Genomic DNA, 16,040 nt, shown 5'->3' with positions numbered 1-16,040 from the left:
CGTCCCCGCTGGCGCTGGGTTCTCATCCCCAGAACGACAAAACAGCCCTCCCAAAGGAAGGCTGCTGTTTTGACGTCCCGGAAGGGATTCGAACCCCCGACCGTGCGCTTAGAAGGCGCATGCTCTATCCAACTGAGCTACCGGGACATGATGACTGACTGAAAAGCAAGCAAAAATTATGTTATCATACATAGTTAACTTTTTCAACTTGTTTTTTTGAAACCGTGCAGGGATATGCTATAATCTACAATTGATTAAGGTTCAGAAGCGATTACAGTTCGGAGAAAAGGAGGTGCCCTCATGAATCAATTCAATTCCCCCGCCAAAGAGAACATCGTGCTGTTTCCCAAGACCCTGGATTACTATCAGATTCAGCTCACAGTTATGCTGGAGAGTGAACGTTACGGGGAGGCGATGGAGCTGCTGCGTTTTTTGCTGCAGTGCCAGGGACAGGAAGAGCGGCACTACGAGGAATGGCGGTCGCTGCTGGAATGGCTGGTGGCGGCCTTCCCCTACGCGGCGCAGGGCGGTGACGGGAACGGAGCCCCGGATGCGGAGGAGATGGATCTGGGGGAAGAGGATATGGCCCGGATTCTGGCCAGATCCAAGTTGGAGGAGGATGCGGAGTACCCGGATAAACTGCTGAAGCGGGTCATGAATGAACCGCTGTCCGAAGCGACAGTACTGGCGCTGGAGCAGCTCTCCTACCTGGAGGGGAGCAGGGTAGATGAAGCGCTGACCGGCTGGCTGCAGCAGGCCGAGGTGCATCCGCTGCTGCAATTCCGCACACTGCAGACGTTGCGGCGCAGAGGGGCGCAGGGGGCAATCAGGCTGAGCCGGGGCCATGAGGCCGCCGAGGTGGAGATCGAGACCGTGCCGCTGCAGAACGACGAGTTCCCGCCGCAGATCAGCCAGGTGCTGGAACGGGTGGCTGAGCAGGCGGAGGTGCATGAGCCGACGCTGTATTATTTTGCCCAGGAGCTGTGGGGGCAGTTCGTCATGTCCATCTACGGGACGGCGGATTACCGCAAGCTGCTGGACGGGGAGTATTCGCAGCTGGATATTTGGGCGGGAGCCCTGCACCAGATGGTGTCGGAGAGCCTGAACGGGAACCGCAAAGAAGAGGAAACACGGGGCATGTATGGCATAACGGACAGCATGCGCTTCCAATTTGAGGGGGCCTACCGTTCACTCAGGGGATTCGTGAAGAGTTCTCTACTTGATAAATAAAGTAATGTTGTATATAATATAGTGGTTATTCTGTGCGTGAAATGTTGGACTATTTAAGTAAAAATGTAACCTATTTTTGGAGGGAAAAGTATATTATGAAAGCAACTTGGGAAAAAATAGAGAAGAACCTCGGAGTTCTTGAAGTCGAAGTTGAAGCGGAACGCGTAGCTGCAGCACTCGACAAAGCCTTTAATAAAGTGGTAAAGAAAGCAAACGTACCTGGATTCCGTAAAGGTAAAGTGCCACGGCCGATTTTTGAATCCCGTTTCGGTGTTGAAAGCCTGTATCAGGATGCTATCGACATTCTTCTTCCTGAAGCTTACGGCGAAGCCGTTGAACAGACTGACATCTTCCCTGTAGACCGTCCTGAAGTGGACATCGAGCAATTCGCTAAGGGCCAGCCGTTCATCTTCAAAGCGAAGATCACAGTTAAGCCTGAAGTGAAGCTGGGCGAGTACAAAGGTCTGGAAGTACCAGTACAGAAGGCAGAAGTAACTGACGAAGAGCTGAATGCTGAACTGAAGCGTCTGCAAGAGCGTCACGCTGAGCTTGTTGTTATCGAAGAAGGAGCAGCAGCGAACGGCGACATCACTGTAATTGATTTTGACGGTTCGGTTGACGGCGTTCCTTTCGAAGGCGGACAGGCTGAGCGTCATTCCCTGGAGCTGGGCAGCAATTCCTTCATTCCAGGATTCGAAGAGCAGGTAGTGGGCATGTCCACTGGAGACTTCAAGGATGTTGAAGTAACCTTCCCTGAGACTTATCACGCTGCTGAACTGGCAGGCAAAGCTGCTGTATTCAAAGTGAAGCTGCACGAAATCAAGCGCAAACAGCTTCCTGAGCTGGATGATGAATTCGCCAAGGATGTTAGTGAATTCGACACACTGGAAGAATACAAGGCAGACCTGAAGGCACAGCTCGAATCCCGCAAGCAGGAAGAGCTGAAGAGCGTTCGTGAATCCGCAGTAGTTGACGCAGCAGCAGCAAATGCTGAAGTTGAAATTCCTGAGGCTATGATCGCCAGCGAAGTGGAGAACATGGTTCGTGACTTCGATACCCGTCTTCGCCAGCAGGGCATGAACATGGACATGTTCCTTAGCTTCTCCGGCCAGACCCGTGAAGACCTGCAAGGACAAATGAAGGGCGATGCTGAGAAGCGCGTTCGTAACAACCTTGTTCTGGAAGTTATTGCTAAGGAAGAGAAGATCGCAGTGTCGGAAGAAGAAGTTACGCAAGAGCTGGCTACTATGGCTGAAGCTTACAAGCGTTCTCCTGAAGAAATCCGCAGCATTCTGGCAGCCAATGGTTCCCTGAGCAGCCTGAACGATGAGATCTCCCTGCGCAAGACAATCGAGTTCCTCGTTAGCAACAGCGTGGAAGTTGAAGCTCCGGCAGCACCTGCAGAAGAAGCGGCAGCAGAAGAAGCAAAGGCTGAGTAAGCTTCAATCCCTTACCTAGAACGGCTATCCATTAGCCTCCATAGAGATTTGATAAGGCACGTAAGTTTTTGTTACGTGCCTTATTTTTATCGGGGGCCGGGCGTTTGGTAGTACATATCATGAACCCTTCAATTGGCATTGTCTGTGGAATTGCGTTATAATGGCATGCACATGAACAATGCGGTTTAGGGACCCCGTGAATAAATGACATCCCGCTTTGAACGTGTTAAAATATTTCTGAAACGGAAAGACTAATCTGTATAGAGAAAAGAGGTTGGTGGCATGAGTCTGGTACCAATGGTTGTGGAAACGACAAGCCGGGGAGAACGCTCATACGATATCTATTCCAGATTGCTCAAGGATCGCATCATCTTCCTGAGCAGTGCGATTGACGATGATGTCGCCAATCTGGTTATTGCGCAGTTGCTGTTCCTGGCAGCAGATGACCCCGAAAAAGACATTCACTTGTACCTCAACTCGCCCGGTGGTTCTGTTACAGCCGGCATGGGTATATATGATACGATGCAATATATCAAACCGGATGTTTCAACGATTTGCGTAGGGATGGCAGCCAGTATGGGATCATTGCTCCTGACAGCCGGAGCGCCCGGCAAGAGATATGCGCTGACCAACAGCGAGGTCATGATTCATCAGCCGCTCGGCGGCGTTCAGGGGCAGGCGTCCGACATCTGGATTCACACCGACTGGATTCTCAAGACGAAGCAGAAGCTGAATCAGATTTATGTAGAGCGCACAGGTCAGCCCCTTGACAAAATCGAACGGGATACAGACCGCGATAACTTCATGAGCGCGGAAGAAGCGAAGGAATACGGGCTCATTGACCAGGTACTCTCTTCACCGATCATATCTTAAAGGGGTGGTTAGATGTTTAAATTTAATGATGAAAAAGGGCAGTTGAAATGTTCCTTTTGCGGCAAATCACAAGAGCAGGTTCGTAAGCTCGTAGCGGGACCTGGCGTTTATATATGTGACGAATGCATCGAGCTATGCACAGAGATTGTGGAAGAGGAGCTTGGCCACGAGGAAGAGCTGGATATGAAGGATATTCCGAAACCGAAGGAAATCCGCGATATCTTGGACCAATATGTTATCGGCCAGGAGCAAGCGAAGAAATCGCTCTCCGTTGCTGTATACAATCACTACAAGCGCGTGAACAGCCAGAGCAAGATTGAAGATGTGGAGCTGACGAAGAGCAACATTCTGCTGCTCGGACCTACAGGCTCCGGTAAGACCCTGCTGGCGCAGACGATGGCGAAGATCATCAACGTGCCTTTTGCCATTGCAGATGCCACTTCCCTTACGGAAGCCGGTTATGTGGGTGAAGACGTCGAGAACATTCTCCTGAAGCTGATTCAAGCGGCTGATTATGATGTAGAGAAAGCCGAACGCGGCATTATCTATATAGACGAAATTGATAAGGTAGCGCGTAAATCCGAGAATCCGTCCATTACCCGCGACGTATCCGGTGAAGGCGTTCAGCAGGCGCTGCTGAAGATTCTTGAAGGTACGGTTGCTTCGGTTCCACCGCAAGGCGGACGCAAGCATCCTCATCAGGAATTCATCCAGATCGATACTACGAACATTCTGTTCATCGTGGGCGGTGCCTTCGACGGCCTGGAGCAAATGATCAAGCGCCGTATCGGCAAAAAAGTCATCGGCTTCAACGCTGCGGTTGAAGGACAGAAGGACCTCAAGGCCGGTGAATACCTGTCTATGGTATTGCCTGAGGACCTGCTGAAGTTCGGCCTCATCCCCGAGTTCGTCGGCCGTCTGCCGGTCATCTCGACCTTGGAACCGCTTGATGAGAGCACCCTGGTACGTATTCTCTCCGAGCCTAAAAATGCGCTCGTGAAGCAGTATGTGAAGCTGCTGGAGATGGATAATGTAGCTCTGAAGTTCGAACCGCTTGCTCTTGAAGCGATTGCGAAGGAAGCGATCAAGCGCAACACCGGTGCCCGTGGACTGCGTGCCATCATTGAGAGCATTATGCTTGATGTGATGTACGAGGTGCCTTCACGTGATGACATTAAGGATTGTGTCATTACCGAGCAGGTTGTTAAGGAGAAGTCTCTGCCGGAGCTTAGTCTCAAGAAGGATAAGAAAAAAGAAGAAAGCGCGTAAGTCAGGCTTCATTACCCGGCCTGACCCGGCTTAACAATACAGCTCAGGGTCTCCACTTTCTCCCGCACCCCCGCATGACCTGCGGGAGCGGAGAGGGTGGAGCTTTGATCGTTATGGGGGAGAAAATCATGTTCCTGAGACACCAGACCCGTCCCGTCAATGTTGGCGGAGTGATTATCGGGGGTAACAACGAGGTTGCAATCCAAAGCATGTGTACGACCAAGACCGCCGATGTAGAGGCAACCGTGGCCGAGATTCTGCGGCTGGAGGAAGCTGGCTGTCAGCTCGTGCGTGTAACGGTCAACAATGAGGAAGCGGCAGCAGCGATTAAGGAAATCAAGAAGCAGATTCATATCCCGCTCGTAGCGGATATTCATTTCAATTACAAGCTGGCCTTGCTGGCGATTGAGAACGGCATCGACAAGGTGCGGATCAATCCCGGCAATATCGGACGCCGTGATAAGGTGGAAGCTGTCGTTAAGGCCTGTAAGGACAAGGGGATACCGATCCGGATCGGTGTGAATGCCGGTTCACTGGAGAATCACCTGCTGGAGAAATACGGTTATCCTACACCGGAGGCTATGGTTGAGAGTGCCCTATACCATATCGGCATTCTCGAAGAGCTGGACTTCCACGATATCATCGTGTCCCTGAAGGCATCCGATGTGCCGATGGCCATCGAGGCTTACCGTCAAGCTGCAGAAGTGATTCCTTATCCGCTGCATCTGGGTATCACTGAATCCGGCACTCTGTTCGCCGGAACAGTGAAGAGCTCGGCCGGGATCGGTGCGCTGCTCTCCATGGGTATCGGTAGTACGGTGCGGATCTCCCTGAGTGCTGATCCGGTGGAGGAAGTGAAGGTGGCCCGTGAGCTGCTGAAGACCTTCGGTCTGATCTCGAATGCCGCTACCCTGATCTCCTGTCCGACTTGCGGACGCCTGGATATTGACCTCTTCTCGATTGCGAACGAAGTGGAGGAGTACATCTCCAAGCTGAAGGTGCCGATTAAGGTATCTGTCCTCGGGTGTGCGGTGAATGGTCCAGGGGAAGCCAGAGAAGCAGACATCGGCATCGCCGGTGCGCGCGGAGAAGGGCTGTTGTTCCGTTACGGCAAGATGATCCGCAAGGTGCCTGAGGCAGAGCTCGTCTCCGAGCTGAAGAAGGAGATTGATATTATTGTCGAGCATTTCGAGGCGACCGGCGAGATTCCCGGCCGTAGCCACGCGGGACTTGCTCCGGCGGTTCAAATCGGCAGTACAGAGAACTAATTCTATATATAACAGCGCCCTGCCCGTTTGCGGATGATCTGCAAACGGGCAGGGCTTTTTTGCTAAATAGAAGAATGTATAGGCATAACCAGGTCTTAAGACTTGGCTGCCGAGGCAGCCAGCTTGCTCCTTATCAGCGCAATCCCATATATCAGCAGAGGGATGAATACGAGGTGGATGGCAGCGAATTTCCACCAGGCATTCTGCACCCTATCTATGAGATAGGCCATGTTGATATAAATATTGGAGGCGAAGACGAACAACAGAACCGCCAAAGGAAAGATCAGGTGAGTGGTGCGCTTCAGACTGAATACGGTCTGGAAATTTTGTAGGAGCAGCAGAAAGAGCAAGGAGATTTTGATAAAGAAGGTCATAATCCAGATCGTAATTAACATTCCTTCAACTCGTTGCAGTACGTTGCCAATATTAATGGTCTTCGCCAGCACGAATACCGGATAGACGCTGTTCGAGGTCTGTTCAATCCCAAGGACCAGTACACTGAGCAGTGTCAGTACGGAGAGGACTATCCCGCCGGTAATTATTCCGCTGAGCAAGACCCGTGCCCGCTTGGCGGGCAGCTTCACCAGGGGGAGGAAGCCCATCAATACAATGGGCTCTTGAAACATGGCGGACTGAATACCGGCGGCCAGAACAGGGCCCGGGCCATCCTCCATAATGGGGCGGATATGTGTCCAATTCGCTTGAGGGATCAGGGCCAGAACGAGCAGCGTGAGCAGAAGCAGCAGCCAGGGGAAGAGCAACTCACTCAACCGGCCCAGAATAATGATGCCTTTGAGCGCGCTGATGACGAGAACGAGCAGAAATATGAGTTTGGTTGCCTCAGACGGGGTCTCAGGCATAACCTCTGTGGTGATGAAGGTGCTCAGATCGCCCAGCAGCGCACTGGTAAGGATGAGAAAATAGAATAAATAGATGAGTGATAACGCCTTGCCCGGCCATCGGCCCAGCACAGACTCCAGAATCTCGAACAGAGTCTGGCCCGGATACAGACGGCAGAGGCCGAGACATAAGAGTGCCATCATAAGATTGATCAGCAGGGCGAAGAGGGCAGCGATCCAGGCATCCTCTCTGGCGATTTGCGTTATTGTTCCAGGCAAGTCCAGAATGGAGGTTCCTGTCATCAGCCCGAAGGTCAGTATGAATAATTGTAAGGAGGAGAGGTTCTTGGACTTGCTCACTGGCCCATCATCCTTTCAGTTTAGTTAATGGTTACAAAGAGAGTAGCTTGATGATGCCATTGACCCAGTCCAAAGGCCGAATCAGAGTGGAACCTGCCATGTCGGCAATCGTGATTGAAGCTGCAAGCAGCCAGAGTGTGCAGAAGATCGTCGTATCCTGTGGAGAACGCAGCCGGATCAACCGGGGAAGCTGCATCAGAGCAGTGATCAGCAGGAACAGGAGCAGCAGCCAGTTCCAATTCATTTAAGCTCCATCTCCCTTCTCTGCGGCTGAACAATGGAACCAATCCGCCGGATCTGTAACTTGCATGCGATTCGTACCTTCACATGCTTGAAATGGTCATCCCATCCATCACGGTACTTCTTCCATACCCGGGGATATTTGCGGTGTAGTGCTTCGCCGAAGCCGAAGATATCCGAACCATAATCCTGCTGTACGCTCTGGATATTCCCCTCCATATTGTTAATGAACTTATTCTCAATCCGGGTCTCGATCAGCGCTATATTGGCCGGCTTAGTGAGGTCAAGGGTACCATTAACGGTCGTAAGATCGGACTCTGCATGGATGGAGAGTGTGAATTCAGGCTCTCCGGCAGAATTAAGCCGGGGCAGGATGCGGCTCTCCGAGCGGGTGATGATAAATCCGACCTTGCCCCCATCCGGGCAGGAGACAATTCCGTTCGAGGAATCGACCTCATTCAGCGTGTAATTAAGCGTTTTACTGGAGCTCTCATTCAGCCAGCCGACCAGACGGTCTTTTTTGAAAACAGCAATTCCCGCCTGGACAATCTGAGTCTTGGGGACAATGGATTCAATATTCTTGATTGTTCCTCCCTCTGACACATCGCCGTTCAGCCTTACGCCGGACATAATCGGATTGGAGCCGCCGCGCTCCAGTTCAAGAATGAACTGCTGCAGGGTGACTTTGCCGGTGGCTGCCCAATTTTTATGCGAGACCAGAATGGAGGAATAGAGCGAGCTGGCCGGAATCTGCTCGAACGGAGTATTAATCTCCAGAATGTCAGAGGCCTGAGAATTCTTCGCGACCACCAGGAAGAAATCACTGCGGAGCTGATGATCCCGGGTGATGAAATCAAGGATGTCACTGACTCCTTGCCGTGCCAGTTTTTCTCCGAGGACGAGCACCCGGATGTGGGATAAGTAGAGGGTACGCGGAGCCGTACTGAGCATGTGCTGGAGGGCATCGGGAACCGTCTGGCCTACGGCCTTGTAGGTAAGAACAGGCAGGCTTTTGCCTGCTGCTCCTTTTGTGCTGCGTGCTTCTCCCGAATTCAGCACCTGTGCAGAAACGGCATAACCCTCAGGTGCGGCATCAATTCCCATCGCCATGACCACGGCCAGCTCGTTCAGCTCCTTGCGGCTCCAGCATCCGGGCAATACCGCCAGACTGAAGAACAGGAGCAGACAGACTGCTTGTTGAATACGCATAGTAGGTTGCTCCTCTCTGTCAGTTATGCCCGGTATACTTCTTCATATTGCGTCTTGATAGCCTTATGAGGCTATCCTTCTGGCTAAGCCACTGCCAGGGGGCGAATGAAGTCATGTAAGGAACACCTACGGATTCCAGGCTGCATAAGTGGAGACCCAGAATAATCAAAGCGACAACAATCCCGTATAGGCCGAAGGAAGCGCCAATCCCCATCATCACGAAGCGCAGAATCCGTACCGAGATCCCGATGTTGAAGGCGGGAAGGGCGAAGTTGGATATGGCTGTAATGGAGACGACGATGACCATAGCAGCCGAGACTAGCCCTGCATCCACCGCAGCCTGGCCAATAACCAGAGTACCTACGATAGATACGGACTGGCCCATTGATTTGGGCAGGCGGATACCGGCCTCACGCAGAATCTCGAAGGTGATCTCCATCAGGAAGGCTTCGAGAAATGCCGGGAACGGAATGCCTTCACGCTGCCCGATCAGACTGACCAGCAGGGTCGTCGGAATCATCTCCTGATGGAAGGTGGTGATCGCAATATAAAAGGCCGGGGTCAGCAGTGCTACAGTGAAGCAGAAATAACGGAGGATGCGGACCAGACTGGCAAAATCGCTCCGCTGATAGTAATCCTCACTGGATTGGAAGAACTGTACGAACAAGGCAGGAACGATGAGCACAAACGGCGTACCCTCAACCAGGATAGTGATCCGTCCTTCCAGCAGTGCTGATGCGGCGGAATCCGGGCGTTCCGTGTTATAGACCGTCGGAAAAGGGCTGTATTGCGGGTCCTGAATCATCTCCTCGATATAATTGCTCTCCAGTACACTGTCCAGCTTGGCCTCATCCAGCCGTCTGCGCAGCTGGGTCAGCACCCCGGGATCTACATTGCCTTCTATATACATTACAGCTACATTCGTCTGCGTCTGTTCCCCGAGGGTTCTCTCTTCAATGCGCAGCTTCGGGTTCTGGATTCTCCGCCGGATCAGGGCGGTATTCTCACGCAGGGATTCCGTGAAGCCTTCACGCGGCCCCCTTACAACGGATTGTGAGCCGGCATCCTCCACTGCCCGCTGCTTCAGCGCTTCCGTTCCGGCAGACAGCGCCTTCGGAGCTCCGTCAATGATGAGGATCGAGTTACCGGCGAGCAGCTCGCGTTCTACCTCCGTGTAATTACTGACCTCCCCGACCTTACCGAGGGAGAGCGTCCGTTCCTGCAGCAGCTTCAGACAGCTCTCTGGCTGAGGCTGGCTGAACTGTTGATACAGACTGGAATCCTCGTGAATGGCCTGGATCATCTCCTGCGGATCTGCGAGTCCTTCAATGAATACAATTACAGCGGACGAAGGGCCGAGGGTGATGAACCGGTAGATGATATCTGTGCTTTTGCCCAGGCGGCTTTGTAGTCCTTCTAATATGGCGGACAGGGATTGCGGCAGCTTCTCCTGTGTATTTACAGTATTATACATCTGTGTCATGGTCATTCGCCTCCAGTCATCCGGTATAGTCTTTCCGTTTGTGGAAATCCTATGCAATCTATGAGTGCGGAAGGAGAATGGGATCCGGTTTTTTTGTTGCGGGAGTTTACGAATGTCTGAAACGGCTATACTACCTAGTAGTAGCTGAATACAGAATAGGCAGACGGAAGGATACAGGAGGGTGACCTATGGAACTAAGTATATTGCTGATGGTCGTGCAGCTCTTTTTCGCGCTGGTCATCGGCGTTTATTTTTGGAATCTGCTGCGGGGACAGAAGACGAACAAGACGGCGGTGGACCGGGAATCGCGCAAGGAGCTGGATAAGTTGCGGAAGATGCGGATGATCTCACTGACCAAGCCGCTCTCAGAAAAGACACGCCCCGCCTCTATCGACGATATCGTCGGACAGAAGGACGGGCTGCGCGCCTTGAAGGCCGCGCTGTGCAGTGCCAATCCGCAGCATGTGATTATCTACGGGCCTCCGGGTGTGGGCAAGACGGCAGCGGCGAGGGTGGTTATGGAGGAAGCGAAGAAGAATGCGTTGTCGCCGTTCAAGCGTGACGCCAAATTCACCGAGATCGATGCCACTACGGCGCGCTTCGACGAGCGCGGAATTGCCGATCCGCTAATCGGGTCCGTGCATGATCCGATCTATCAGGGAGCGGGGGCCATGGGTGTGGCGGGAGTCCCGCAGCCGAAGCCGGGCGCAGTAACCAAGGCACATGGGGGAATTCTCTTCCTCGATGAGATTGGCGAGCTGCATCCCATTCAGATGAACAAGCTGCTGAAGGTGCTGGAAGACCGTAAGGTGCTGCTGGAGAGCGCCTATTACAACTCGGAGGACAGTAATACACCAGCGTATATTCATGATATCTTCCAAAATGGCTTGCCTGCCGATTTCCGGCTGGTCGGAGCCACGACACGGTCGCCGGATGAGATCTCGCCTGCGCTGCGTTCGCGCTGCATGGAGATTTATTTCCGTCCGCTGCTGCCGGAGGAGATTGCCGTGATCGGACGGGATGCCGTTCAGAAGATCGGGCTGAAGCCAAGCCCCGAAGCGGTGGAGGTCGTGCAGCAGTATGCTACGAACGGCCGTGAGGCTGTAAATATGATTCAGCTGGCTGCGGGTCTTGCGCTGACCGAAGGCCGGGACACACTTAGCGCTGCGGAAGTGGAATGGGTCGCCAGCAGCAGCCAGCTGCCGCTGCGGACGGAGCGCAAAATCCCTTCCGCTCCGCAGGTCGGACTGGTCAATGGCCTTGCCGTCTACGGGCCCGGCATGGGCACGCTGCTGGAGATTGAGGTCTCAGCCGCGCCCGCCCTTAACGGGCCGGGCAGGCTGAATATCACCGGGGTAGTCGATGAAGAGGAGACACGCGGCGGCTCGCGGACTGTGCGTCGCAAGAGCATGGCCCGGGGCTCCATCGAGAATGTGCTGACCGTCCTGCGCTCCATGAAGCTGGAGCCGGACAAGTATGACCTGCACATTAACTTCCCCGGAGGGACGCCGATTGACGGCCCGTCCGCCGGGGTGGCCATGGCGGTGGCCATCGTCTCTGCCATCCGGCACCTGCCGGTGGACAACACGGTGGCAATCACCGGGGAGGTCGGCATCCATGGCCGGGTGAAGCCGGTCGGCGGCGTGGTCGCCAAGGTGGAGGCTGCCTTCCAGGCGGGAGCAACGACCGTGCTGATCCCGAAGGAGAACTGGCAGTCGCTGTTCGCCGATCTCGGCGCGCTGCGGGTGATTCCGGTGGACACGGTGGAGGAAGTGTTCCGCCACCTGTTCGGCACGGATACGGCAGACATCAGAATGCCCGCCGTATCTGGCGAGACCTTCTCTTCAGCGCCTTCACTTCTGAAGGCGGATGCTTCGGGCGAGAGTATGCCTGGGTAAGACAGGCACAGTGTGAAGGAATCCCCTGGCGGGCAAGCGCCGGGGGATTTTTTTGACTGGATGAAGAAGGGAGAGCAGCGGCATAGGACACGAATGTTCAGCGAATACTACATACCGATGGGTGAGCATGCCAATAACGCCAATTGCGGACACGGGTTGTTGGTGTTTTCATGCGGCTTTTGTTAGAATGAATGCATATGACACTACTTATGAACCATGGGAGGTGCGAAAGCGATGATACAAAATAAATCCAAAGGTCGTCGTTTTCCTTTATTACCGCTTAGAGGTCTTCTTGTATATCCCAGTATGGTTCTGCATCTGGATGTAGGCCGTGAGAAGTCCGTCCGGGCACTAGAGAAAGCTATGGTTGAAGATAATCTGATTCTCCTCTGCTCCCAGTCGGAAGTTAATATTGAAGAGCCGGGGCAAGAGGATATATTCCGCGTAGGTACGGTGGCGAATGTGCGGCAGATGCTGAAGCTCCCCAACGGCACGATCCGTGTGCTGGTGGAAGGCGTAGAGCGGGCCGAGATTATTCATTATACGGACAACGAAGAGTACTATGAGGTGATGGCGCGTGAGCTGCCGGAGCAGGAGGATGTGGACCAGGAGAGCGATGCCCTGATGCGCAGCGTGCTGAGCCAGTTCGAACACTACATCACTTTGTCCAAAAAAGTAACGCCAGAGACACTCGCTGCGGTCTCCGATATCGAGGAGCCCGGGCGGCTGGCGGATGTTATCACCAGTCATCTGGCGCTGAAGATCAAGGACAAACAGGAGATCCTGGAGACCATTGACGTCAGCAAGCGTCTGGAGAAGCTGCTCGATATCCTCAATAATGAGCGCGAAGTGCTGGAACTCGAACGCAAGATCAGCCAGCGCGTGAAGAAGCAGATGGAGAAGACCCAGAAGGAGTATTACCTGCGCGAGCAGATGAAAGCGATCCAGAAGGAGCTTGGCGAGAAGGAAGGCCGGGCCGGCGAAGCTGATGAGCTGCGCGCTCAGATGGAAGAGAAGAACCTGCCGGAGCGGGTGCAGGAGAAGATCCTGAAGGAAATCGACCGGCTGGAGAAAATGCCGGCAAGCTCGGCCGAAGGCAGCGTCATCCGCAACTATGTGGATTGGCTGCTCGGTCTGCCCTGGAGCGAAGCTACGGAAGATGATCTGGATATCCGTAAGGCAGAAGAAGTGCTGGACGCAGACCATTATGGTCTGGAGAAGCCGAAGGAACGGGTGCTGGAATACCTGGCCGTGCAGAAGCTGGTCAAGGGTCTGAAAGGACCGATTCTGTGTCTGGTAGGTCCTCCGGGCGTCGGCAAAACCTCGCTCGCCCGCTCCATCGCCCGCTCCCTGAACCGCAAGTTCGTCCGCATTTCGCTGGGCGGCGTGCGGGATGAAGCCGAGATCCGGGGTCACCGCCGTACGTATGTCGGCGCAATGCCGGGCCGGATCATCCAGGGAATGAAGACGGCAGGCAGCATTAATCCGGTCTTCCTGCTGGATGAGATCGATAAGATGGCAGCGGACTTCCGCGGCGATCCGTCGGCGGCCCTGCTGGAGGTGCTGGACCCGGAACAGAACAATACGTTCAGCGATCACTTCGTAGAGCTGCCGTTCGACTTGTCGAATGTCATGTTCGTCACTACGGCGAATGCCGTGCATAACATCCCGCGTCCGCTGCTGGACCGGATGGAGATGCTGTTCATTCCCGGCTATACGGAGCTGGAGAAGCTGGAGATTGCCAGCCGTTATCTGCTGCCGAAGCAGCGCAAGAGCCACGGCCTTGCGGAAGAGCAGCTGTCCATCGGAGATGATACGCTGCTGAAGATGGTGCGCGAGTACACCCGCGAATCCGGGGTGCGGAATCTGGAGCAGCAGATTGCGGCCCTTTGCCGTAAGGCGGCGAAGCAGATCGTCTCCGAAGAGAAGGAGCGCGTCAGCATTCTTCCAGAAGAGATCAAGGATTACCTGGGAGCCTCCAAGTACCGCTATGGAATGGCAGAGCTGGAGGATCAGATCGGTACCGTTACCGGGCTGGCCTGGACAGAGGTTGGCGGCGATACGCTGCTGATTGAAGTCACGGTGGTCCAGGGCACCGGGAAGCTGACGCTGACCGGACAGCTCGGCGATGTAATGAAGGAGTCGGCGCAGGCCGCCTTCAGCTATACCCGCTCGAAGGCGGAGGAGCTGGGGCTTGCTCCTGATTTTCACGAGAAGAACGATATTCACATCCATATTCCCGAAGGTGCCATTCCCAAGGACGGCCCGTCCGCAGGGATTACAATCGCCACGGCGCTGATCTCTGCGCTCACCAAGCGTTATGTCTCCAAGCATGTTGCTATGACCGGTGAGATCACGCTGCGCGGACGCGTATTGCCTATCGGAGGTCTTAAGGAGAAATCGCTGGCAGCCCACCGTGCAGGCTACAAGAAGATTCTTATCCCGAAGGACAATGAACGCGACCTCAAGGATATTCCTGAGAGTGTCCTTAGTGATGTCGAGTTCGTGCCGGTATCCCATATGGATCAGGTACTGAAGCACGCGCTCGTAGATCATGAAGAAGGCATCAACACCGATTCAGACTCAGACACAGAAATAAGCATTGAAGCGCCGAGTAGTGTGCATTAGAAAGGAAGTCCTATGAAAGTTATTAGCTCCGAATTTATTATCAGTGCCGTAGGCCCTGACCAATACCCTGTGGATGCCTTGCCGGAGATTGCTCTGGCAGGGCGCTCCAATGTAGGGAAGTCTTCTCTGATCAACCGGATGATTAACCGCAAGAATCTGGCCCGTACCAGTTCTACACCGGGCAAGACGCAGCATATGAACTATTATCGTGTGAATGAGAGCATGTATTTCGTTGACTTCCCGGGCTATGGCTATGCCAAGGTCTCGAAGACACAACGCGCCTCCTGGGGCAAAATGGTCGAAAAGTACATGGCAGAGCGCGAGACGCTGAAGATGGTCCTGCTTATCGTAGATCTGCGCCACCCGCCGACGGCCAATGACAAAATGATGTTCGACTGGCTGAAGCACTACGATCTGCCGCTCTGCGTAGTGGCCACCAAAGCGGACAAAATTCCGAAGACCCGCTGGCCGAAGCATATTAAGATCATGAAGCAAGAACTCGGTGTGCTGCCGGGAGACAGCTTCATTGCGTATTCATCAGAGATTGGACTTGGCAAAGACGAATTATGGGAACTTATAGATAGACATACTCTACCCACCGAAGAAGAGCTTCCGGCAGAACCGGATGATCCGAATTCCGGGGATGAACCGCAGCACGAAGCGCCTTCCGAGACTTAAGGGTTTGTCATTAAGAATTGAGGGATGTTTATGGCTCAGCGTCTGGCGATGGAATATGTGAATGCAACGATGCAAATGACCGAATTTCAGCTGAACCAGTTCCTGCAGACAGCAGATACCAGCTATATCAGTCACCGTGTGAAGGTATTGGGCGCGGGCGAACAGGAGATTGTGCTGGAGGAGGCCGGAGGTGAGGAGGTTCATCTGTCATTTGAACGCAAAGGTGGCATCTATATGGGTTCCTTGACCTGCAGGGTGGTGAATCCTCATCTGATTAATGCAGTCCGCAAATTATTCTTCATGTATAAGGGCACGGGGACCGTAAACCGGATTTATAAGGACCTAACGATGATGTATTACTATGAAGGCGGTTCGGTGCGCCGGATCTCGGAAGTGAGGCCGGAAGGCACCAAGCTGATCTATCAGCATAAATATTCAGTGGCAGAGATGCTGGCTGTCTACAAGCGTCAGAGCGTAGAAGGTGAGATTGAGAAGCTCCGTCAAGAGATTGATAGACTGCTCGATATGCGCAACCGTAGTCAGCAAGAGGCAGTGATTAACGAAGTAGATGAGAGACTTGCAGAGGCGGCTGGCCGGCTGTTCCGACTGGAAGCGTAGGTGATATT

Annotated in this window: 13 protein-coding genes and 1 tRNA gene; 9 read left to right on the top strand and 5 right to left on the bottom strand. The window is 53.7% G+C overall.

The window, feature by feature from the left end; all coding sequences use genetic code 11:
* Positions 1-73 precede the first annotated feature (73 nt).
* Positions 74-147: transfer RNA gene (locus MKZ07_RS16550), tRNA-Arg, on the bottom strand.
* Positions 148-300: 153 nt separating this feature from the next.
* Between MKZ07_RS16550 and MKZ07_RS16545 the strand changes: the two genes are divergently transcribed.
* From MKZ07_RS16545 to ispG, 5 genes are all read left to right on the top strand, one after another.
* Positions 301-1,230 carry a hypothetical protein gene (locus MKZ07_RS16545; protein WP_076159908.1) on the top strand — a complete coding sequence of 310 codons (930 nt, stop codon included), beginning with the start codon at positions 301-303 and terminating at the stop codon, positions 1,228-1,230.
* A gap of 95 nt (positions 1,231-1,325) precedes the next feature.
* Entirely contained in the window at positions 1,326-2,669 is a 1,344-nt protein-coding gene (tig, locus tag MKZ07_RS16540) for a trigger factor (protein ID WP_036697577.1), read from the top strand.
* A gap of 282 nt (positions 2,670-2,951) precedes the next feature.
* Positions 2,952-3,542: an ATP-dependent Clp endopeptidase proteolytic subunit ClpP gene (gene clpP, locus MKZ07_RS16535; RefSeq protein WP_036697575.1), complete on the top strand. Its 591-nt coding sequence runs from the start codon at positions 2,952-2,954 to the stop codon at positions 3,540-3,542.
* 12 nt (positions 3,543-3,554) lie between these two features.
* Positions 3,555-4,811 carry an ATP-dependent Clp protease ATP-binding subunit ClpX gene (clpX, locus tag MKZ07_RS16530; protein WP_036697574.1) on the top strand — a complete coding sequence of 419 codons (1,257 nt, stop codon included), beginning with the start codon at positions 3,555-3,557 and terminating at the stop codon, positions 4,809-4,811.
* Positions 4,812-4,939: 128 nt separating this feature from the next.
* Positions 4,940-6,079, top strand: a complete 1,140-nt coding sequence (gene ispG, locus MKZ07_RS16525; RefSeq protein ID WP_036697705.1) for a flavodoxin-dependent (E)-4-hydroxy-3-methylbut-2-enyl-diphosphate synthase — start codon at positions 4,940-4,942, stop codon at positions 6,077-6,079.
* A gap of 95 nt (positions 6,080-6,174) precedes the next feature.
* Here ispG and MKZ07_RS16520 read toward each other — a convergent pair whose 3' ends face one another.
* The 4 genes from MKZ07_RS16520 to MKZ07_RS16505 are packed head-to-tail and all read right to left on the bottom strand — an operon-like array spanning position 6,175 to position 10,210.
* Complete coding sequence (locus MKZ07_RS16520; protein WP_341026609.1) at positions 6,175-7,278, bottom strand: GerAB/ArcD/ProY family transporter; 1,104 nt, start codon at positions 7,276-7,278, stop codon at positions 6,175-6,177.
* A 31-nt stretch (positions 7,279-7,309) separates the two neighbouring features.
* Positions 7,310-7,522: a hypothetical protein gene (locus tag MKZ07_RS16515; protein ID WP_036697571.1), complete on the bottom strand. Its 213-nt coding sequence runs from the start codon at positions 7,520-7,522 to the stop codon at positions 7,310-7,312.
* The gene (locus MKZ07_RS16510; protein WP_036697569.1) at positions 7,519-8,727 is read right to left on the bottom strand and encodes a Ger(x)C family spore germination protein; all 1,209 of its coding nucleotides are present in this window, start codon (positions 8,725-8,727) and stop codon (positions 7,519-7,521) included. Before MKZ07_RS16510 ends, MKZ07_RS16515 begins: the two co-directional genes overlap by 4 nt.
* Before the next feature lie 19 nt (positions 8,728-8,746).
* Positions 8,747-10,210: a spore germination protein gene (locus MKZ07_RS16505; RefSeq protein ID WP_076159897.1), complete on the bottom strand. Its 1,464-nt coding sequence runs from the start codon at positions 10,208-10,210 to the stop codon at positions 8,747-8,749.
* Between the two features lie 188 nt (positions 10,211-10,398).
* Between MKZ07_RS16505 and lonB the strand changes: the two genes are divergently transcribed.
* The 4 genes from lonB to MKZ07_RS16485 all read left to right on the top strand — a co-directional run bounded on the left by lonB (position 10,399) and on the right by MKZ07_RS16485 (position 16,032).
* Positions 10,399-12,108, top strand: a complete 1,710-nt coding sequence (lonB, locus tag MKZ07_RS16500; protein ID WP_036697567.1) for an ATP-dependent protease LonB — start codon at positions 10,399-10,401, stop codon at positions 12,106-12,108.
* A gap of 234 nt (positions 12,109-12,342) precedes the next feature.
* Entirely contained in the window at positions 12,343-14,736 is a 2,394-nt protein-coding gene (gene lon / locus MKZ07_RS16495) for an endopeptidase La (protein ID WP_051493829.1), read from the top strand.
* Positions 14,737-14,748: 12 nt separating this feature from the next.
* Positions 14,749-15,414 carry a ribosome biogenesis GTP-binding protein YihA/YsxC gene (gene yihA, locus MKZ07_RS16490; protein WP_036697566.1) on the top strand — a complete coding sequence of 222 codons (666 nt, stop codon included), beginning with the start codon at positions 14,749-14,751 and terminating at the stop codon, positions 15,412-15,414.
* A gap of 30 nt (positions 15,415-15,444) precedes the next feature.
* A complete protein-coding gene (locus tag MKZ07_RS16485; protein ID WP_341026607.1) occupies positions 15,445-16,032 on the top strand; it encodes a non-ribosomal peptide synthetase module in 588 nt (195 codons plus the stop codon).
* Positions 16,033-16,040: the final 8 nt, after the last annotated feature.

This window comes from Paenibacillus sp. FSL P4-0338, assembly GCF_038002365.1.
Lineage (GTDB): Bacteria > Bacillota > Bacilli > Paenibacillales > Paenibacillaceae > Paenibacillus_AQ.
The sequence above is the reverse complement of the archived record's forward strand: the minus strand, read 5'-3'. Positions and strand labels throughout refer to the sequence as shown.